The organism is Ensifer sp. WSM1721 (genome assembly GCF_000513895.2).
Classification (GTDB): Bacteria; Pseudomonadota; Alphaproteobacteria; order Rhizobiales; family Rhizobiaceae; genus Sinorhizobium.
On the sequence record NZ_CP165782.1, the window covers coordinates 874639 to 892726 of the forward strand.

General features: G+C 62.9%; 19 protein-coding genes. 8 read left to right on the plus strand and 11 right to left on the minus strand.

Features of this window, described 5'->3' with window-relative positions; all coding sequences use genetic code 11:
• Nucleotides 1-65: 65 nt before the first annotated feature.
• Entirely contained in the window at nucleotides 66-764 is a 699-nt protein-coding gene (locus tag M728_RS04240; RefSeq protein WP_026619178.1) for a phosphatidylserine decarboxylase, read from the plus strand.
• 8 nt (nucleotides 765-772) lie between these two features.
• Nucleotides 773-1633 (plus strand): phosphatidylcholine/phosphatidylserine synthase, encoded by an 861-nt coding sequence (locus M728_RS04245; protein WP_026619179.1) that lies wholly within the window; start codon nucleotides 773-775, stop codon nucleotides 1631-1633.
• Nucleotides 1634-1666: 33 nt separating this feature from the next.
• Here M728_RS04245 and M728_RS04250 read toward each other — a convergent pair whose 3' ends face one another.
• The 5 genes from M728_RS04250 to alr all read right to left on the minus strand — a co-directional run bounded on the left by M728_RS04250 (nucleotide 1667) and on the right by alr (nucleotide 7557).
• Nucleotides 1667-2407: an SDR family NAD(P)-dependent oxidoreductase gene (locus M728_RS04250; protein ID WP_026619180.1), complete on the minus strand. Its 741-nt coding sequence runs from the start codon at nucleotides 2405-2407 to the stop codon at nucleotides 1667-1669.
• 10 nt (nucleotides 2408-2417) lie between these two features.
• Nucleotides 2418-3908, minus strand: a complete 1491-nt coding sequence (gene purF, locus M728_RS04255) for an amidophosphoribosyltransferase (protein ID WP_026619181.1) — start codon at nucleotides 3906-3908, stop codon at nucleotides 2418-2420.
• A gap of 145 nt (nucleotides 3909-4053) precedes the next feature.
• Nucleotides 4054-4653: a CvpA family protein gene (locus M728_RS04260; protein ID WP_026619182.1), complete on the minus strand. Its 600-nt coding sequence runs from the start codon at nucleotides 4651-4653 to the stop codon at nucleotides 4054-4056.
• Nucleotides 4654-4797: 144 nt separating this feature from the next.
• The gene (gene radA, locus M728_RS04265) at nucleotides 4798-6198 is read right to left on the minus strand and encodes a DNA repair protein RadA (protein WP_026619183.1); all 1401 of its coding nucleotides are present in this window, start codon (nucleotides 6196-6198) and stop codon (nucleotides 4798-4800) included.
• Nucleotides 6199-6417: 219 nt separating this feature from the next.
• Entirely contained in the window at nucleotides 6418-7557 is a 1140-nt protein-coding gene (gene alr, locus M728_RS04270) for an alanine racemase (protein ID WP_026619184.1), read from the minus strand.
• A gap of 140 nt (nucleotides 7558-7697) precedes the next feature.
• Here alr and M728_RS04275 point away from each other — a divergent pair, with 140 nt between their 5' ends.
• The 3 genes from M728_RS04275 (at nucleotide 7698) to M728_RS04285 (ending at nucleotide 9633) form a co-directional block, all read left to right on the plus strand.
• Nucleotides 7698-8555 (plus strand): AraC family transcriptional regulator, encoded by an 858-nt coding sequence (locus M728_RS04275; RefSeq protein WP_026619185.1) that lies wholly within the window; start codon nucleotides 7698-7700, stop codon nucleotides 8553-8555.
• A 122-nt stretch (nucleotides 8556-8677) separates the two neighbouring features.
• Nucleotides 8678-9331: an AzlC family ABC transporter permease gene (locus tag M728_RS04280; RefSeq protein WP_198023371.1), complete on the plus strand. Its 654-nt coding sequence runs from the start codon at nucleotides 8678-8680 to the stop codon at nucleotides 9329-9331.
• Entirely contained in the window at nucleotides 9328-9633 is a 306-nt protein-coding gene (locus M728_RS04285) for an AzlD family protein (protein ID WP_026619187.1), read from the plus strand. Before M728_RS04280 ends, M728_RS04285 begins: the two co-directional genes overlap by 4 nt.
• A gap of 41 nt (nucleotides 9634-9674) precedes the next feature.
• On the opposite strand, the gene M728_RS04290 is transcribed toward M728_RS04285, so the two are convergent.
• The 5 genes from M728_RS04290 to rpsF all read right to left on the minus strand — a co-directional run bounded on the left by M728_RS04290 (nucleotide 9675) and on the right by rpsF (nucleotide 13979).
• On the minus strand, nucleotides 9675-11174 hold the full coding sequence (locus M728_RS04290) for a replicative DNA helicase (protein ID WP_026619188.1): 1500 nt from the start codon (nucleotides 11172-11174) through the stop codon (nucleotides 9675-9677).
• A gap of 329 nt (nucleotides 11175-11503) precedes the next feature.
• Complete coding sequence (gene rplI / locus M728_RS04295) at nucleotides 11504-12079, minus strand: 50S ribosomal protein L9 (RefSeq protein ID WP_026619189.1); 576 nt, start codon at nucleotides 12077-12079, stop codon at nucleotides 11504-11506.
• A 33-nt stretch (nucleotides 12080-12112) separates the two neighbouring features.
• The gene (locus M728_RS04300; protein ID WP_026619190.1) at nucleotides 12113-13066 is read right to left on the minus strand and encodes a membrane protein; all 954 of its coding nucleotides are present in this window, start codon (nucleotides 13064-13066) and stop codon (nucleotides 12113-12115) included.
• Nucleotides 13067-13258: 192 nt separating this feature from the next.
• Nucleotides 13259-13507, minus strand: coding sequence for a 30S ribosomal protein S18 (gene rpsR / locus M728_RS04305; protein WP_012707461.1), 249 nt, complete (start codon nucleotides 13505-13507; stop codon nucleotides 13259-13261).
• Between the two features lie 25 nt (nucleotides 13508-13532).
• On the minus strand, nucleotides 13533-13979 hold the full coding sequence (gene rpsF, locus M728_RS04310; RefSeq protein WP_026619191.1) for a 30S ribosomal protein S6: 447 nt from the start codon (nucleotides 13977-13979) through the stop codon (nucleotides 13533-13535).
• A 377-nt stretch (nucleotides 13980-14356) separates the two neighbouring features.
• Between rpsF and M728_RS04315 the strand changes: the two genes are divergently transcribed.
• The gene (locus M728_RS04315) at nucleotides 14357-14695 is read left to right on the plus strand and encodes a four-helix bundle copper-binding protein (RefSeq protein WP_026619192.1); all 339 of its coding nucleotides are present in this window, start codon (nucleotides 14357-14359) and stop codon (nucleotides 14693-14695) included.
• Between the two features lie 22 nt (nucleotides 14696-14717).
• Here the strand turns inward: M728_RS04315 and M728_RS04320 are convergent, their stop codons facing one another.
• On the minus strand, nucleotides 14718-15761 hold the full coding sequence (locus tag M728_RS04320) for an aldo/keto reductase (RefSeq protein WP_026619193.1): 1044 nt from the start codon (nucleotides 15759-15761) through the stop codon (nucleotides 14718-14720).
• A gap of 429 nt (nucleotides 15762-16190) precedes the next feature.
• On the opposite strand from M728_RS04320, the gene fabD reads away from it, so the two are divergent.
• On the plus strand, nucleotides 16191-17135 hold the full coding sequence (fabD, locus tag M728_RS04325; protein WP_026619194.1) for an ACP S-malonyltransferase: 945 nt from the start codon (nucleotides 16191-16193) through the stop codon (nucleotides 17133-17135).
• Nucleotides 17136-17175: 40 nt separating this feature from the next.
• The gene (fabG, locus tag M728_RS04330; protein ID WP_026619195.1) at nucleotides 17176-17913 is read left to right on the plus strand and encodes a 3-oxoacyl-[acyl-carrier-protein] reductase; all 738 of its coding nucleotides are present in this window, start codon (nucleotides 17176-17178) and stop codon (nucleotides 17911-17913) included.
• Nucleotides 17914-18088: the final 175 nt, after the last annotated feature.

Here is an 18088-nt window from a genome sequence, read left to right on the forward strand (position 1 = left end):
CGGCATTGCCGGACCGTCGAGTTCGCGCTAGTTGACGTTCCACATCAATCTGGAGAGTAGGGTTCATGAGTTTGATCGACACGGTGCGCAACACGCTCGTTCCGGTGCACAAGGAAGGCTATCGTTTCATTGCGATCTTCTTCGTCGTTTCGCTGGTACTCGGTTTCGTATGGGAACCGCTGATGTGGATCGGCTTCGCGTTGACCGCCTGGTGTGCCTACTTCTTCCGCGATCCCGAACGGATGACGCCGATCGACGAGGATCTCGTCATCAGCCCGGCGGACGGCCGCGTGTCGTCGATCGCGACCGTGATCCCGCCCGAAGAACTGGGTCTCGGTTCGGAGCCGATGCTGCGCATCTCGGTCTTCATGAATGTCTTCGACTGCCATGTAAACCGTGCTCCAATGAGCGGCACCGTTCGCCGTATCGCCTACCGCGCCGGCAAGTTCGTAAACGCCGAACTTGACAAGGCAAGCCTTGAAAACGAACGCAACGGCCTCGTCATCGAGACGAAGCATGGCGCGATCGGCGTCGTTCAGATCGCTGGCCTGGTCGCCCGGCGTATCCTCTGCTGGACGACGGAAAATGCATCGCTCGAAGCGGGCGAGCGCTTCGGCCTTATCCGCTTCGGTTCGCGCCTCGACGTGTTCCTGCCGCAAGGCGCTGAGCCGCGCGTCACGCTTGATCAGACGGCGGTCGGCGGCGAGACGGTGCTTGCTGAATTCGGTTCGGCCAAGGGGCCGGTTATCAGCCGTCGCGCGTGAGGATAATCATGGAAGAGCCTCGGCACGAAAACTCAGCGGGAGCCCCGGAAACCGTCGAAACGGCGGGTTCGCATGACAAGGCGCGCGGACCGCGGTTGCGCGAAATTCCGCTGCGCCTGATGGTCCCCAACATGATCACGGTCCTGGCGATCTGCGCCGGTCTCTCCGGCATCCGGCTCGCCTTCGAGAACCGCTTCGAACTCGCAGTCGCCATGGTTCTCCTTGCCGCCTTCCTCGACGGCATAGACGGGCGCATCGCACGCCTGCTCAAGGCCACGTCGAGCTTTGGAGTCCAGATGGACTCGCTCGCGGATATCATCAATTTCGGTGTGGCCCCGGCGCTTGTGCTCTATGTCTTCCTGCTCGACCAAGCGCGTTCCGTTGGCTGGATCGCGGCGCTGATCTATGCGATCGCCGTCGGCTTGAGACTCGCCCGCTTCAACGTCATGGCCGAGCGCCAGGTCAAGGCGGCCTGGCAGTCTGAATATTTCGTCGGCGTTCCGGCGCCCGCCGGTGCCATACTGGTGCTGCTGCCTGTCTATATCGGGCTTCTCGGCCTCGCGCCGGACCGGATCTTCGCCCTTATCGCCTCGGTCTACACTGTGCTGATTGCATTTCTGCTGGTCAGCCGCCTGCCGGTCTGGTCGGGCAAATCCGAGAATCGCGTCCGCCGCGATCTCGTGCTGCCCGCCATCCTCGTTGTCGTTCTCTATGTAGCGACGCTGATGACCTATACCTGGGAGACGATGGCCGTAACCGCGATTGGATATTTGATCACCCTGCCGTTCGGCGCGCGCTCCTGGCAGCGCAAATACGGCGACTGGCCCGGCGGCCAGGACAGCGACGGCCTGCCGGGCTATAACGAATAAGCGACAAGAAACAGCGGTTGAAAGCGCTGCCGCCTACTCCGGTATCCGATAATCGACGATCTTCTTTTCGCGGACGATGAAGAGCTTGCCGGTCTCCGTCTGTTCCGGACCAACGAGGGGCATCAGCGCGGCCGCAACCTCCGACGGATGCGGCACCGTTTCCGGATCCTCCCCGGGCATCGCCTGCGCACGCATCGCCGTGCGTGTCGGGCCCGGATCGACGCTGAGGATGCGCAACGGCAGCCGCTGCGTCTCGTAGGCCCAGGTGCGTGCCAGCGCTTCGACCGCCGCCTTCGAGGCGGAGTAGGGCCCCCAGAAGGGCTTGCACTTGTGGGCGGCGCTCGAGGAAAGGAGAAGGGCGCGGCCGGCATCGGAGCGCGTGAGCAGCGGTTCGAGCGAGCGGATCAGCCGCCAGGTTGCTGTGACGTTGATCGTCATCACCTTTTCGAAAACCTTCGCCTCCACGTGCCCGATCGGCGAAATCGTGCCGAGCACGCCGGCATTCGCGACCATGATGTCGAGCTTGCCCCAGCGTTCGTTGATGGCGCCGCCGAGCTTATCGATTGCCGCCATGTCGGCGAGATCGAAAGGAACGAGCGTTGCCGAACCGCCCACGGCCTTGATGGCGTCGTCCAGCTCTTCCAAGCCGCCGACGGTGCGGGCGCAGGCGATCACATGCGCGCCGGCCTTGGCGAGTTCAAGGGCAGTGAAATAGCCGATACCGCGCGATGCGCCGGTTACGACGGCGATCCGGTCTTTCAGATTGGGCGTCATATTGTTGTGTTTATCCGTTGCTGGCGAGAACCGAAAGCTTGCGGACGTTGCTCGCAGCCTCCTGGTCGAGAAGACGGGTCGGGTAGTCGCCGGTGAAGTAATGATCGGTGAATTGCGGCGCCTGCGGGTCGCGCGGCATGCCGCCGACGGCGCGGTAAAGCCCGTCGATCGACAGGAACTCGAGCGAGTCGGCGCCGATGTAGCGACACATCGACGCGAGGTTGGAATGCTGGTTGGCAAGCAGCTTGTCGCGGTCCGGCGTGTCGATGCCGTAGAAGTCCGGATGGAAGATCATCGGGCTTGCGACGCGGATATGCACTTCGCGTGCACCGGCGTCCCGGATCATCTGCACGATCTTGACCGAGGTGGTGCCGCGCACGATCGAGTCGTCAACGAGCACGACGCGCTTGCCGGCGATCATCGCCCGGTTGGCGGAATGCTTCAGCTTGACGCCGAAGGCGCGAATCTGCTGCGTCGGCTCGATGAAGGTCCGTCCGACATAGTGGTTCCGGATGATGCCGTATTCGAAGGGGATGCCACTCTGCTGTGCGTAGCCGAGCGCGGCCGGAGTGCCGCCGTCGGGTACAGGGACGACGACATCCGCCTCGACGGGCGATTCCTTGGCGAGATTGACGCCCATGTTCTTGCGCGCCACATAGACGCTGCGGCCGCCGACGACCGAATCGGGGCGGGCGAAATAGACATACTCGAAGAGGCACAGGCGTTCAGGCCGCCGGGATTCCGGCTTGCGCGCGTCGATCGAGATCGAGCCGTCCGGCTGGATCTCGCAAATGACCACCTCGCCGTTCTCGATGTCACGGATGTACTTGGCGCCAATGATGTCGAGAGCGCAGGTTTCCGAGCAGAAGATCGGCTTGCCGTCGAGTTCGCCCATCACGAGCGGGCGGATGCCGATCGGGTCGCGCGCGGCAATCAGCTTGGTTCGCGTCATCGCCAGCATTGAATAACCGCCTTCCATCTGGCGGATGGCGTCGATGAAGCGATCGGAGGAGGAGGTCTGCTTGGAGCGGGCGATCAAATGAAGGACGACTTCGGTGTCCGAGGTCGACTGACAGATGGCGCCGTCGGCGATCAACTGGCGGCGGAGCGTCAGGCCGTTGGTGAAGTTGCCGTTATGGGCGATGGCGATGCCGCCGACTTCCAGCTCGGCAAAGAGCGGCTGGACATTGCGCAGCGCAACTTCGCCGGTTGTCGAGTAGCGCGTATGCCCGATGGAAATGTATCCCGGCAGCTTCGCGAGCGTGGCCGGATCGGTATAGTGGTCTCCGACGAGACCCATGCGCTTTTCGGTATAGAATTGCTTGCCGTCGAAGGTGACGATGCCGGCCGCTTCCTGTCCGCGATGCTGCAGCGCGTGCAGACCCAGCGCCGTCAGCGCGGCGGCGTCCGGATGCCCGAGAATGCCGAAAACGCCGCACTCCTCATGGAGGGTGTCGCCGTCGAGTTCGTCATGGATTTCGCTGGATCTGAGATCGGTCATCGCAATTCGCCTTTGCTCGGTGCCGGTGCGCATATCGTGATCAGGCCGCCAGTCGTCAAGCGATCTTAGCCGAAAACACTGGCAAGCGTCATTCCAAATGGACAAAGCCCGCACAGCGGGCTTTGTCGCGGATATTCTTCTGGCGTCAGCCGTTCGTCGCCGGCGCTTCCTCTACGGGCGCCTGCTCGGTGGCGGACGGCGGGTTCTCGCTCTCGCCTTCGCCGGTCGTGTCCTTGCCGCGCAGGCGGTCGAGAATGGTGGCGTCCGCCTCTTCGGGCAGGAGGGCGATTAGCTGGTTGCCGAGATTGTCGAGCAGCGGTTTCGATTTCGCCTGGGTCACCCAGACCGGCTGCTGTGGCGGCGCCACCAGCCAATTGAAGAACAGCATGGCGACGACCACCAGAAGGATGCCGCGCGCGGCGCCGAAGAGGAAGCCGAGCGTGCGGTCGAGCGCGCCGATGCGGCTGTCGATGATGAAATCGGCGATCCGCATCGTGATGAAGGAGATAATGATCAGCGCGATGAGAAAGATTACGGCAGCAGAGCCGATCATCGCGACCGTGTCGCTGCTCGTGTACTGCCTGGCATAAGGCAGCAGATGCGGATAGAGGAAATAGGCGGCGGCCGCGGCGCCGACCCAGCTCGCCACCGACAGAACCTCGCGCGAGAACCCTCTGACCATTGCGAGGATGGCCGAAAACAGCGCGACGCCGAGAACGATACCGTCGAGAATTGTGATGGGCATGTTGTCCTTACTCCGACCCGGTTCCGACTCGGGTCTTACCAAGCTTATCCGCCACCGGCCTTGTCCGCACGCGTTCAGAACGTCTTTCCACCGCCATCACCAAGCGGCACCATCTCGAAGGATAGTTCCAGGCGCGGCAATCTGTCAGTCCTCGTCCGCCTGCTGCAGAGTGCGCCGTGATCCAGCGATACGCGCCACCAGATCCGGCAGGCTTTCCATCTCGCTCCACCGGCCGGCGCCGTTCCTTGGCAGCTCGGTCGAGGCAGATGGCAATACGGCCTGGGAGAAACCGAGCTTCTCGGCTTCCTTGAGACGTTGGGCGGTATGCGCAACCGGCCGGACGGCGCCCGACAAGCTGACTTCGCCGAAATAGACGCAATCGGCCGGAAGGGCAAGCCCGGCGAGCGACGAAACCAGTGCGGAGGCGACGGCGAGATCGGCGGCCGGCTCGGAAATGCGGTAGCCGCCGGCGATGTTGAGATAGACGTCGTGCTGGCCGAGGCGGACGCCGCAATGGGCCTCGAGCACCGCGAGGATCATCGAAAGTCGCGCCGAGTCCCAGCCGACGACGGCGCGGCGGGGCGTTCCGAGAGACGTGGGCGCCACGAGCGCCTGTACCTCGACAAGCACCGGCCGCGTTCCCTCCATGCCTGCGAAGACGGCGGCACCCGGCGATTTCTCGTTGCGTTCCCCGAGGAAGAGCTCTGAGGGGTTAGCGACCTCGCGCAGGCCCTTGTCCGACATCTCGAAGATGCCGATCTCGTCGGTCGGCCCGAAGCGGTTCTTCACGGTCCTCAGGATGCGGTAATGATGGCCGCGGTCGCCCTCGAAATAGAGGACCGCATCGACCATGTGCTCGACGACGCGCGGGCCGGCGATCTGACCCTCCTTGGTCACATGGCCGACGAGAACGACCGCCGTTCCGGTCTGCTTGGCGAAACGGATCATCGCCTGCACGCCAGTGCGCACCTGCGTTACGGTGCCCGGAGCGGAATCGACGATGTCGCTCCAGAGCGTCTGGATCGAGTCGATGATCACGAGATCCGGGCGCTTGCCCTCGGAAAGCGTCGCCAGAATGTCCTCGACATTGGTCTCGGCGGCTAGAAGCACATCGCTGTCGGCAGCGCCGAGCCGCTGCGCGCGCAGGCACACCTGCGCCACTGCCTCCTCGCCGGACACATAGATGACGCGATGCTTTCGACGCGCAAGCGCGGCTGCGGCCTGCATCAGCACCGTCGATTTGCCAATCCCCGGATCGCCGCCGACGAGCAGCGCCGAGCCAGGGACGAAACCGCCGCCGGTTACGCGGTCGAGCTCGGATATGCCGGTCTCGATGCGCGGCGCATCCTCGATCTCGCCGGAAAGCGTCGTGAGAGCCACCGGACGCCCCTTCTTCGGCGCGCGCGATGGACCGCCGCCGATGCCTGCCGTCGGGTCCTCCTCGATGATCGTGTTCCACTCGCCGCAGCCGTCGCACTTGCCCGCCCAGCGGGAGTGGACTGTGCCGCAATTCTGGCAGATGAACTGGGTGCGGGCTTTCGCCATCGATGTCAGCTTTCGGATATTTGCAGGAAGGCAGGCGAAGTCGTCGCCGTCAGAGAATCACTCTGTCCGGTCACATAATGCCGCGAAATCGCGTTTGAAAGGACGATATTCCTTTGCGCCCACTGCATGTGTCCTTAAATCGTACTCGCTTTAGGGGCAAAAACATGCAGCAATTCACAGCGTCCTTGTGCGTCTGAGAAGACGCACGGCGCTGCAGGTTCAGGCGCCACCGACATAGGTTCGATGATAGCGGCGTCCAAGGCTCGTCAGCAGTTCGTAGCCGATCGTGCCGCCGGCGCGTGCGACGTCGTCGATGGCGACGTTGCGGCCGAAGAGCTCGATATAGTCGCCGGGGCGCACCACGTTTTCCGGCAGGTCGGTGACATCGAAGAGGCTCAGATCCATCGTCACCCGGCCGACATGCGGCACCTTTCTGCCATGCAGGAAGCCGAAGGCCCCCGACGGCGTCGACTGCCGGAGTGTGACGCCGCCGCCCGAGACCGAACGATGGTAGCCGTCGGCATAGCCGATCGCGACCGTCGCGATACGACTGTCGCGGGTGAACAGCGCGGAGGCGCCGTAGCTTGCCGTGCCGCCGGAGGGAACCGTCCGGACCTGGATGATGCGCGCTTCCGCAGTAACGACCGGCTTCATGGGGTTGACGGCACCGCTGACGGCCTCGCCGCCATAGACGGCGATCCCTGGACGGGTGAGATCGAAATGGTAATCCTCGCCGAGAAACACGCCGCCGGAATTGGCCAGACTCGCCGGCACGCCGTCGAAGGCGGCCGTCACTTCGCGGAAACGCTGAAGCTGATAAAGGTTCATCGGGTGCTTCGGATCGTCGGCGCAGGCGAGATGGCTCATCACCAGCACGGGCGAAAAACTTGCAGGACGCGCCGGATCACGGGCGAGAGCGATCGCCTCCTCGACGGAGAGGCCGAGACGGTTCATGCCCGTATCGACGTGGAGCACGCAAGGATACTCACTATGTTCGGAAAGCGCGGCCATGAAGACGGCAAGCTGCTCCTCCGAATTGATGATCGGCACGAGGTCGTTGGCGAAGAAAAGCTCCTCATTGCCCGGCCACATGCCGGCAAGGATATAGATGCGCGCCTCGGGCAAGAGCCGGCGAAGCTCCGCGCCTTCTTCCACGCTGGCGACGAAGAAATCGCGCGCACCGGCGGCGTAAAGCGTAGGTGCCGCCTGAGCGAGGCCGATTCCATAGGCATCGGCCTTGAGCACGGCGGCCGCGCGTGCCTTACCCGAGAGCTCGTTCATGATCCGCCAATTGTCGGCGAGGGCAGTGAGGTCGATGGTGAGCCGGTTGGAGGCGGCAAGAAATTCGGGACTGTGCATAAGGCAAGCTCTTCCTGGTGAAGCCGCAGCATTACATACAAGCGCGGGAGGCGGCAAACGGCTTCGCCCGGATGAGGTACGCGATCGTGACGAGCACTTTTGTACAAGACCGATCCTCTTCACGCCGATAGGATCGGCCGATGCAGACGATTTCTCAGGAACAGGCCACCGAAGCGATGCCGCTTGAGGGGGCCGAGCAGACGCGGTTCTGGCGGGACACCCGCTTCAAGGGCATGGAGTGCCTGAGTGCGACCTTCATAACCCACGAGTTTGCGCCGCATGCGCATGACACGTTCAGCATCGGCGCCATCGAGGCGGGGTCGCAGATCAGCACCATCAAGGGCGAGCGCTCTCAGACGGGCCCCGGCGATCTCTATCTCATCAATCCGGACGAGGTTCATGACGGGCATCCGGGCAACGACGGCTATCGCTACCGGATGATCTATCCGACCGTGGAACTGGTCGTCGAGGTTCTCGAGGACGTCACCGGGCGCACGTTCCAGGGTACTCCCTCGTTTTCGCGGCAGTGGCTGACAGCCCCGGAACTCGCCGCCGCCTTTCATCGCGCGCACCGTACGCTGGAGGGCAAAGTCGGTGCGCTGGAGGCGGACGAGGGCATGTTCGGCTTTCTGGCGACGCTGTTCCAGCGGCATGGAAGCGCTATCATCCTTCCGCCCCGGACGCGCGAGAGTTCCGCCGTGCATCGCGTCCGCGATTATCTGCTCGCCAATTACTCGACCGACGTCGGCCTTGACGAGCTTGCGAAAGTGGCCGGTCTCAGCCGGGCGCATCTGATCCGCGCGTTTCGCAAGGAGTTCCATATCACCCCGCATGCCTTCCTTACCGACAAGCGCGTGCGGGAGGCAAAGACGCTTCTGCGTCAAGGCTGGTCCGCCGCCGACACTGCCTATCATTGCGGCTTTGCCGACCAGGCGCACTTTACAAGGCATTTCAAGGCGAGGACCGGCGTGACGCCCGGGGCCTTTCGGACCGGCTGATCACTTTCGTTCAAGACGTGTCGTCCGCACTCCTTGTATGGCTCTCTGCCACACAACGACGGAGATTGCAGACGATGAAAAGGGCAGGGATTTTTGACGAGTTTGCCGGCGGCGTGCGGGCGATGGCTCCGCTTACCGTCGCTGTCATGCCGATTGGGCTCGTCTTTGGGGCGGTCGCCGCCACAAAGGGCTTATCGAGCCTCGAAGTCGCGCTGATGAGCGCCCTTGTTTTCGCCGGCGGCTCGCAATTTGTGGCTATGGATATCTGGACGCATCCGGCCTCCTGGAGTGCGCTCGCCTTCTCGGCCTTGCTCGTCAATATCCGCCACGTGCTGATGAGTGCTTCGATCGGCACGAAAATGCCGGCCTTCGCCGGCCCTGCGAAATATGCCGCGATGCTGCTTCTCGCCGATGAGATCTGGGCGATGGCCGAGCTTCGCGCCGGGCAGGCACGGCTCACGTCCGCCTGGTATGCGGGCCTGGCGGTGCCGTTTTATTGCGTCTGGGTGCTCACGAGCCTTGCCGGTTCCATCGCAGGCGCTTTCGCGGGAGATCCGAAGATCATCGGTCTCGATTTCGCTTTTCCGGCGGTTTTCATCGTCCTGGTCATGGGCTTCTGGAAGGGGCGCGAGACCGGCGCGGTGCTCGCGGCGAGTGCGGCGGCGGCAGTGATCGCCCATCAATTCCTGCCCGGCGTCTGGTATATCGCCGCCGGGGCCGCGGCGGGCGTTGCCGCCACTCTGTTCGCCAGCCAACGCCGGGAGGCCTGTGCATGACGCTCGACCCGAACACGTTTCTCGCGATTGTCGCCATGGCGGTGGCGACTGTGCTGACCCGCATCAGCGGTCTTCTTCTCATCCGTTTCGTGACGATCGGTCCCATCCAGAAACGAGCATTGGATGCCATTCCGCCGGCGGTGCTGATGGCCGTCATCGCTCCGACGGCACTCGTCACCGGACCGGCCGAGACAATGGCGGCTCTGGCGACCGCGCTTGCCGCGATGAGACTGCCGCTGCTTGCAGCCGTGGCGACCGGCGTGATTGTCGTGGCCGTTGCGAGAGCGTCGATAGGGGCGTGAAGGCCGGAGTTACGCTGGATTTCCGCCCCTCAACCGCCCGATCAATGCTCGTACTGCGTAAACGATGGATCCGCGAGATCCGAGAAGCGCGTGAATTCCGACTGGAATGCGAGCTTGACCGTGCCGGTCGGTCCGTGGCGCTGCTTGGCGATAATCACGTCCGCCGTGCCCTTCACCTGCTCCATCTTCATCTTCCATTCTTCGTATTTCGGATCGAACTCGTCGCGCGGTTCCATGTTCTTTACATAGTATTCTTCGCGGAACACGAAGAGCACTACGTCGGCGTCCTGCTCGATCGAGCCCGATTCGCGCAGGTCCGAGAGCTGCGGCCGCTTGTCCTCGCGGCTTTCCACCGCACGGGAAAGCTGCGAGAGTGCGATGATCGGCACGTTCAGCTCCTTGCCGAGCGCCTTAAGCCCGGTGGTGATCTCGGTGATCTCCTGCACGCGGTTTTCGCCCGACTTCTTCGAGCCGGTCATGAGCTGGACGTAGTCGACAACGAGCACGTCGAGGCCGCGCTGGCGCTTCAAGCGGCGGGCCCGCGCCGCAAGCTGCGCGATCGAGATGCCGCCGGTCTGGTCGATATAGAGCGGCACCTTCTGCATCATCTGCGAGCAGGCGACGAGTTTTTCGAAATCGGCCTCGGAAATGTCGCCGCGACGAATCTTGGAAGACGAGACCTCCGTCTGCTCGGAGATGATACGGGTGGCGAGCTGCTCGGACGACATTTCGAGCGAATAGAAGCCGACGACGCCGCCGTTCTTCGCCTTGAAGGAACCGTCCGGCTGCACCTCCGGCTCGTAGGAGGCGGCAATGTTGTAGGCGATGTTGGTCGCAAGCGAGGTCTTGCCCATGCCCGGGCGGCCAGCGAGGATGATCAGGTCCGAACGCTGCAACCCGCCCATCTTGGAATCAAGCGAGTGAATGCCAGTGGAGATGCCGGAAAGGTGCCCGTCGCGCTCGAAGGCCTGTCCCGCCATGTCGATCGCGAGCGCCACGGCGTCGTTGAACGACTGGAAGCCGCCGTCATAGCGGCCGGTCTCGGCAAGTTCGAAGAGACGCCGCTCGGCGTCCTCGATCTGGCTCTGCGGCGGCATGTCCAGCGGCGCGTCATACGCGATATTGACCATGTCCTCACCGATGGTGATCAGCGAGCGGCGCAGCGCCAGGTCATAGATCGCCCGGCCATAATCCTCGGCGTTGATGATCGACACCGCTTCGGCGGCAAGGCGCGCGAGATATTGAGCGACCGTCAACTCGCCAACCTTCTCGTCGGCCTTGAGGAAGGTCTTGATCGTCACCGGGTTGGCGGTCTTGCCCATGCGAATGATATCGCCGGCAACCTCGAAGATCTTGCGATGCAGTGGCTCGTAGAGATGCACCGGCTTCAAGAAGTCGGAGACGCGGTAGAAGGCATCGTTGTTGACGAGAATGGCGCCGAGCAGCGCCTGCTCCGCTTCCAGGTTGTTCGGCGCTTCGCGATAGTGCTGGTCCACCTGATCCTTGGCCAAGGGAGCGAGCTTTCGCGCTGCGTCGTTCATGGTGTTTCCGTTTCCGCCTGTATGTCCCGTGAGCTATCCGGTTTGCTGACTGCAGTCCCCGACGTCTAGTGCAGACGTGCAACAGTGCCACGGCACTCAACTCCGCCCATCGCCTTTGCCCGTTGTTCACACTGATCCACAGGGGTGCGGCAAACGTCCCAAAAATTTATACGCGTACTGGGTAACGGCGTTGAGGCCAGGGCTGGCAATTTATCTGATTCGCGTTCCCGCGTCGTTTGTGGATGCCGCAGGGCAATGCCACGTCACGGAAAAAGAAAAAGCCCGGCTCGCGGGGAGCCGGGCTTTCCGTTCAGTCCTGTGGCTGACGCTTATTCTTCCTCAGTTTCGAATTCGGCTTCCGGGTTGAAGAAGTCTTCCGGCTTCAGGGCGTCTTCGTCGACACCGTAAATGGCATCGGCGGAGGTCAGGCTTTCGCCCTTGGCCTGGCGCTCTGCCTCTTCGGCCGAACGGGCGACGTTGACTTCGACCACCACGTCGACTTCGGCATGCAGGTGCAGCGTCACCTTGTGAACGCCGATCGTCTTGATCGGCTGGTTAAGGTTGACCTGGTTGCGGTTGACGTTGAAGCCTTCGGCAGCCAGTACGTCGATGATGTCGCGAGCGGCAACCGAACCGTAGAGCTGGCCGGTTTCACCGGCGGAGCGGACGATGACGAAGGACTTGCCGTCGAGCTTCTCGGCGATCTTCTGGGCTTCCGACTTGCGCTCGAGGTTGCGAGCTTCAAGCGTCGCGCGTTCGGCTTCGAAGCGGGCCTTGTTGGCGGCGTTGGCGCGCAGCGCCTTGCCGAGCGGCAGCAGGTAGTTGCGCGCGAAGCCGTCGCGGACCTTTACGGTTTCACCCATCTGGCCGAGCTTGGCGATGCGTTCGAGGAGAATGACTTCCATTTTGGTTTCCTTTCAGTTTGGCTTGTTCGTTGATCAGTTTTCTCCGGTCGGCGTGAGCGCGATGGTGCGGCGCGTATCGGTCAAGCCGGTGAGGAGGAAGAAGACAGCCGGGATCGTGAAGACGAGCACCGACAGGTAGGCGATCCACAGCACGGGAAGCCGCCAGGACTTGCCGCGTGTGCGGAAGTGGAAGGAGGCAAAGCCCGAAAGCAGGAAACCCGCTCCGAACGTGCCGCAGACGAGTGCGCCGATCGCCGCAGGCGCACCACCGATGAAGGTGAGGAGGAGGCCTGCGAGGAAGGCGAAGATGGCATTGCGGTGCATTCTCAGCGCGGAGGGGATGTCCTCGCGCGGACGCAGGGACTTGCCGGACATCTGCACGATGCGCGTCGCGATGTAATAGGCGGCAAACAGCATCACGACCCAGATCGCGCCCTGAACGAGCGGCAGGGCCAGCGTGAACATCGACTTGAGCTGGGCTATTGCTGCAGCATCGGGATTGTAGAGCGGCTCCTGCGCCTTCACAGCCTCTATCACCATGTCGACCATGAGGTCGGAGACGCTCGTATCGTATCCGACGATGTAGCCGACGATGATCATTCCGACGGTTACGAGCCCGGCGAGATGCACGAGAATGTCGGAAAGCGGATACCAGGCGAGAGCGCCCTCGGGACCGCCGAGTTCGGAAGCCGGGCGCGCAAGATTGGAGAGGTGGCTAAGCCAACCGGCCGGAATGAGCGTCACGACCACGATCAGCAGCGCGAAATAGGATGAAACCAATGCGGATGCCGTAGCGCCCGCGACAACGATCGCGGCGAGGGCGGCGGCATTGCCCCAGCCGAGCCCGGCGATCAGGATCGGCAACGCGGAAGCGGCATAAAGGACGATCGCAAGGGACGACTGCATATTCGCGCCCATCGACAAAAGGGCGGCGGTAATGCCGGCGAGCGCGCCGGTCAGCAGCGATGTCCTGTTCCAGTTCTTCACGTTCGCTGTCCTGCTTCTAAGGCAGTTAGGGGCGGCGATCGCCTGGCCCCAACATGGGATTTCATGCGCTTTTCGCGCCGGTTTCCGATCCGCGCCCACCGCGGAAGGGAGAGTTGAAGGCGCCGCTGCGGCGAACGCCCTCAACCTGATTGGCTTCCGTTGAGTCAGGCGCTCAACGGAGAGTCAGTTGCCTTACGATACGACGTAGGGCAGCAGGCCGAGGAAGCGTGCGCGCTTGATCGCCTGGGCGAGCTCGCGCTGCTTCTTCTGGGAGACGGCCGTGATGCGGGACGGCACGATCTTGCCGCGCTCGGAAATGTAGCGCTGCAGCAGGCGAACGTCCTTGTAGTCGATCCGCGGAGCGTTTGCGCCCGAGAAGGGGCAGGTCTTGCGGCGGCGGTGGAACGGACGGCGTACCGGAGCGGAAGAAACTTCAGCCATTATCATCTATCTCCTAAAGCTTCTGTTACGCGCGGTCTTCACGCGGGCGGCGCGGACGGTCTTCACGGTCACCACGGTCCGGACGCGGACCACGGTCGAAACCGCCTTCACGCGGGCCACGGCCTTCGCCGCGCGGACGATCGTCGCGATCGCGCTTCTGCATCATGGCAGACGGACCTTCCTCGTGCTTGTCGACGGCGATCGTCATGTAGCGCAGGATGTCTTCGTTGATGCGCATCTGGCGCTCGACTTCGTGGACGGCCGGTGCCGGAGCATCGATGTCCATCAGCACGTAATGAGCCTTGCGGTTCTTCTTGATGCGGTAGGTGAGGGACTTCAGGCCCCAGTTCTCGACGCGACCGACCTTGCCGCCGTTCGCTTCGATGACGCCCTTGTACTGCTCGACGAGAGCGTCGACTTGCTGCGGCGTGATGTCCTGCCGAGCGAGGAACACGTGTTCATAAAGAGCCATTGTGGCTTGCCTTTCTTGCGTTAATCAGCCCGGACCTCGGCGGCTAAGCCTCAACGACTGTTCTTAAAGGCTGTGATGAGCCGGCAAGAAAGTGTTGTATCGAGACGGTCGAGAGCGGAGACACGGGAGGCCGGAATGCCTTGCATTCCTAGCGGCTTCCCCGTCGGAAGCCGGCCCTCCGTTCAGCCACCAGCCAGAAGACCGGGCGTTTCGAACAGCGCGCTTATACGCATTTTCCGCGGAAATGCAAGGCGCGATTGGAAGATCGTTGCCGCAGCCCGGAGAGGCGTGCGGCGCGTGAGGCGCGACGTTGCGGAACAATCGTTCTCACTCCCTGTTGGACGCCTGCAGCCCGACAAACCCGCGGGAGACAAAAAATGCACGAGTTCGATCCGAGAATGCAGGAGTGCCTAGAGAATTGCCTGGTCTGTTACCGTGTCTGCCTTTCGACGGCAATGAGCCATTGCCTGGAGGCCGGCGAGGAACACACTGAGCCGCCGCACTTCCGGCTGATTATGGCTTGCGCCGAGATATGCCGGACCGCAGCGCATTTCATGCTGATCGGGACACCGCATCACCGGCATCTCTGTCGCGAATGTGCAGAGATTTGCAGCGAATGCGCGGCTGACTGCGAACGCATCGGCGACATGGCCGAATGCGTCGAGGCCTGCCGGCGTTGCGCCGAAAGCTGCCGCCAGATGGCCGCTTGGAAATAGGGCCGCAGAGAGCCGGCGCCGCTCAGATCGGCGCCGGATACAGCCGGTGCAGGCGCCTTATGCCGTTCATCACGTCCTGCGAAAGCGTAACGCCTGTAGCGCCGATGTTGGTCTTCAACTGCGCCATCGACGTCGCGCCGATGATGACAGAGGTCATGAAGGGGCGCGCGAGGCAGAAGGCGAGCGCCATCTGGGCGGGGTCGAGGCCGTGCTCGCGGGCGAGCGCCACATAGGCGGCAACGGCAGGTTCCTGGTGCGGCGTGAAGCGGCCGCCAAGATCGCCATTGATCGACAGGCGCGAGCCGGCGGGCTTTGCGCCGTCGAGATATTTGCCGGTGAGGAGCCCGGCTGCCAGCGGCGAATAGGCAAGCAGGCCGACATCCTCGTGGTGCGACACTTCCGCGAGGTCGAGATCGTAGGGCCGGTAGAGCAGGTTGTACTCGTTCTGGATCGTCGCCACCCGAGGCAGGCCATATCTTCTCGCCAGGTCGAGCATCTTCATCGTGCCCCAGGCGGTTTCGTTGGACAGCCCGATGGCACGGATCTTGCCCGCCTTTACGAGATCGCCAAGCTTGTCGAGGATAGCCTTGAGGTCAGCGGTGACCTGCTCCGTCTCCTGCCGAGACGGGTCGTAGGACCAGGCGTTGCGGAAATGATAGTGGCCGCGGTTCGGCCAGTGAAGCTGGTAGAGGTCGATGTAATCGGTCTTGAGCCGCCTGAGACTGGCCTCGAGCGCTTGATCGATTCCTTGCGGCGTGATCGGCTCGCCGTTGCGGATATAGGGGCGGCCGGAGCCGGCGACCTTGGTTGCGACCACCACGTCGTCACGCCGGCCGCGTGCTGCCAGCCAATCGCCGATGATCCGCTCGGTACTGCCGTAAGTTTCCTCCGACAGCGGCGTGGTCGGATAGAGTTCGGCCGTGTCGATGAAGTTGACGCCATGGTCGAAAGCGTAGTCGAGCTGCTCATGGGCCTCCGCGGGGGTGTTCTGGGAGCCCCAGGTCATCGTGCCGAGGCAGATTTCCGAGACTTTGATGCCGGTGCGGCCGAGCGTGTTGTAGCGCATGATGTCACTTCCTTTTGTGGGCGGAGTCGCACCGGCGGGAGGGAAGGGCGCACCGCCTGGGAATGATGAGTTGAGGCCGCAGCCCAGAGGCATCGTGCCGGCGCGGCGGCAAAAGCCGGGCAAACTTACGCCTTGATTGGCGAAGATCAAGGGCAAAAGCCTACAGCGCTGTGCGTCTTATAAGCCGCAAAGGTCGCTGTGGTACTTTGAGACACTGCATGTTTCCTTAAATCGGGACGATTTAAGGAAACATGCAGTGGGCGAGGCCCGGGAAGACGGGCTCTGCGCTTGACTTGCCGTCTAGGAATGTGAATGGAGAGAAAAACACGGGCGCGGTAAAAGAAGTGCCCGCCCGGTCAAAATCAGGAATCGATCGCGCCGGTCTCGAAATGCTCCAGGTCGTTCGTGATCCAGGGAAGGGCACTCTTGATGAGCATCGCATTCACGTTCCCCGGCCAGGGCAGCCAGGCCGTCGGCATGGGCAAGGATCTGGCCGAAGCCTTTCCGGAGGCCGCTGCCGTCTTCGCTGAAGTCGACGGGGCGCTCGGCGAAAAGCTCTCCGACATCATGTGGAACGGACCGGAAGAAACCCTGACGCTGACCGCGAACGCGCAGCCGGCCCTGATGGCAGTCTCCATGGCGGTGATCCGGGTGCTCGAGGCGAAGGGGCTCGATCTCAAGAGCAAGGTGTCGTTTGTCGCCGGCCATTCGCTCGGCGAGTATTCGGCGCTCTGTGCAGCCGGCACCTTTTCGCTTGCCGACACGGCGCGGCTCCTGCGCATCCGCGGCAATGCGATGCAAGCGGCAGTTCCCGTCGGCAAGGGCGCGATGGCCGCGATCATCGGCCTGGAGCACGAAGACGTCGAAGCGATTTGCCGCGGGGCCTCGTCTCTCGGATCGTGCCAGATTGCCAACGACAATGGCGGCGGCCAATTGGTGATTTCGGGCGAGAAGCAGGCTGTCGAGAAGGCGGCGGCGCTCGCCTCGGAAAAGGGGGCCAAGCGCGCCTTGATGCTGCCGGTATCGGCGCCCTTCCATTCCGCGCTGATGGCTCCCGCCGCAGAAGCGATGCGCGAGGCGCTCTCCAAGGTCGAGAAGCGCGATCCGGTCGTGCCGGTCGTCGCCAACGTCCTTGCCGCGCCGGTGAGCGATTCCGGCGAGATTACCCGCCTGCTCGTCGAACAGGTGACGGGGCAGGTGCGTTGGCGCGAGACGGTGCAATGGTTCGCCGCCAACGACGTGACCACGCTTTACGAGATCGGCTCCGGCAAGGTGCTGACGGGACTTGCCCGGCGGATCGACAAGACTGTCAACGGCATCGCCGTCAATTCGCCCGCCGACGTCGACACGGCGCTTGCCGCCCTTCTGGCCTAAGTGTCCTAATTATAGGCGCCCTATTATAAGGAAGAAATCCATGTTTGATCTTTCCGGCCGCAAGGCGCTCGTTACCGGCGCCTCCGGCGGCATCGGCGAGGAAATCGCCCGCATGCTGCATGCTCAGGGGGCCATTGTCGGCCTGCATGGCACCCGCGTCGAGAAGCTCGAAGCCCTTGCCAGCACGCTCGGCGATCGCGTCCAGATCTTTCCGGCAAACCTCTCCGACCGGGCCGAGGTCAAGGCGCTCGGTGAGAAGGCGGAGGCCGAACTCGGTGGGGTTGATATCCTCGTCAACAATGCTGGCATCACCAAGGATGGGCTCTTCGTCCGCATGAGCGACGAGGACTGGGACAACGTCCTGGAGGTCAATCTGACAGCCGTGTTCCGTCTGACGCGCGAACTGACGCACCCGATGATGCGCCGCCGCTTCGGCCGGATCGTCAACATCACCTCCGTCGTCGGCGTCACCGGCAATCCCGGCCAGACCAACTACTGTGCCTCCAAAGCCGGCATGATCGGTTTCTCGAAGTCGCTCGCCCAGGAGATCGCGACCCGCAACGTCACGGTCAACTGCGTCGCGCCGGGCTTCATCGAAAGCGCCATGACCGGCAAGCTGAATGAGAAGCAGAAGGAAGGGATCATGGCCGCGATCCCGATGCGGCGGATGGGAACCGGCGCGGAGGTCGCTTCCGCGGTCGCCTACCTCGCGTCGAACGAGGCGGGTTACGTCACCGGCCAGACCATTCATGTCAACGGCGGGATGGCGATGATCTGACGCGGCGTCGGGGCGCCGCGGTTCTGGCCTCTTCGCCTCCCGCGGAACGCCCGAAAGGCGTCTTTGTCTGTTGGTGCCAAATGCCTGAAATTCAATGTTGACCAAGCGAATGTCGGGCATTTTCGCACTTTGCGACAGACTTAAACCGTGTTAATCGGGCCTTGACTGTGCGCAG

Bases quoted from the DNA above. Each gene is read 5' to 3' on its own strand.
- M728_RS04240 (WP_026619178.1), top strand. From the start codon at position 66: ATGAGTTTGATCGACACGGTGCGCAACACGCTCGTTCCGGTGCACAAG.
- M728_RS04245 (WP_026619179.1), top strand. From the start codon at position 773: ATGGAAGAGCCTCGGCACGAAAACTCAGCGGGAGCCCCGGAAACCGTC.
- M728_RS04250 (WP_026619180.1), bottom strand. From the start codon at position 2,407: ATGACGCCCAATCTGAAAGACCGGATCGCCGTCGTAACCGGCGCATCG.
- purF (WP_026619181.1), bottom strand. From the start codon at position 3,908: ATGACCGATCTCAGATCCAGCGAAATCCATGACGAACTCGACGGCGAC.
- M728_RS04260 (WP_026619182.1), bottom strand. From the start codon at position 4,653: ATGCCCATCACAATTCTCGACGGTATCGTTCTCGGCGTCGCGCTGTTT.
- radA (WP_026619183.1), bottom strand. From the start codon at position 6,198: ATGGCGAAAGCCCGCACCCAGTTCATCTGCCAGAATTGCGGCACAGTC.
- alr (WP_026619184.1), bottom strand. From the start codon at position 7,557: ATGCACAGTCCCGAATTTCTTGCCGCCTCCAACCGGCTCACCATCGAC.
- M728_RS04275 (WP_026619185.1), top strand. From the start codon at position 7,698: ATGCAGACGATTTCTCAGGAACAGGCCACCGAAGCGATGCCGCTTGAG.
- M728_RS04280 (WP_198023371.1), top strand. From the start codon at position 8,678: ATGGCTCCGCTTACCGTCGCTGTCATGCCGATTGGGCTCGTCTTTGGG.
- M728_RS04285 (WP_026619187.1), top strand. From the start codon at position 9,328: ATGACGCTCGACCCGAACACGTTTCTCGCGATTGTCGCCATGGCGGTG.
- M728_RS04290 (WP_026619188.1), bottom strand. From the start codon at position 11,174: ATGAACGACGCAGCGCGAAAGCTCGCTCCCTTGGCCAAGGATCAGGTG.
- rplI (WP_026619189.1), bottom strand. From the start codon at position 12,079: ATGGAAGTCATTCTCCTCGAACGCATCGCCAAGCTCGGCCAGATGGGT.
- rpsR (WP_012707461.1), bottom strand. From the start codon at position 13,507: ATGGCTGAAGTTTCTTCCGCTCCGGTACGCCGTCCGTTCCACCGCCGC.
- rpsF (WP_026619191.1), bottom strand. From the start codon at position 13,979: ATGGCTCTTTATGAACACGTGTTCCTCGCTCGGCAGGACATCACGCCG.
- M728_RS04315 (WP_026619192.1), top strand. From the start codon at position 14,357: ATGCACGAGTTCGATCCGAGAATGCAGGAGTGCCTAGAGAATTGCCTG.
- M728_RS04320 (WP_026619193.1), bottom strand. From the start codon at position 15,761: ATGCGCTACAACACGCTCGGCCGCACCGGCATCAAAGTCTCGGAAATC.
- fabD (WP_026619194.1), top strand. From the start codon at position 16,191: ATGAGCATCGCATTCACGTTCCCCGGCCAGGGCAGCCAGGCCGTCGGC.
- fabG (WP_026619195.1), top strand. From the start codon at position 17,176: ATGTTTGATCTTTCCGGCCGCAAGGCGCTCGTTACCGGCGCCTCCGGC.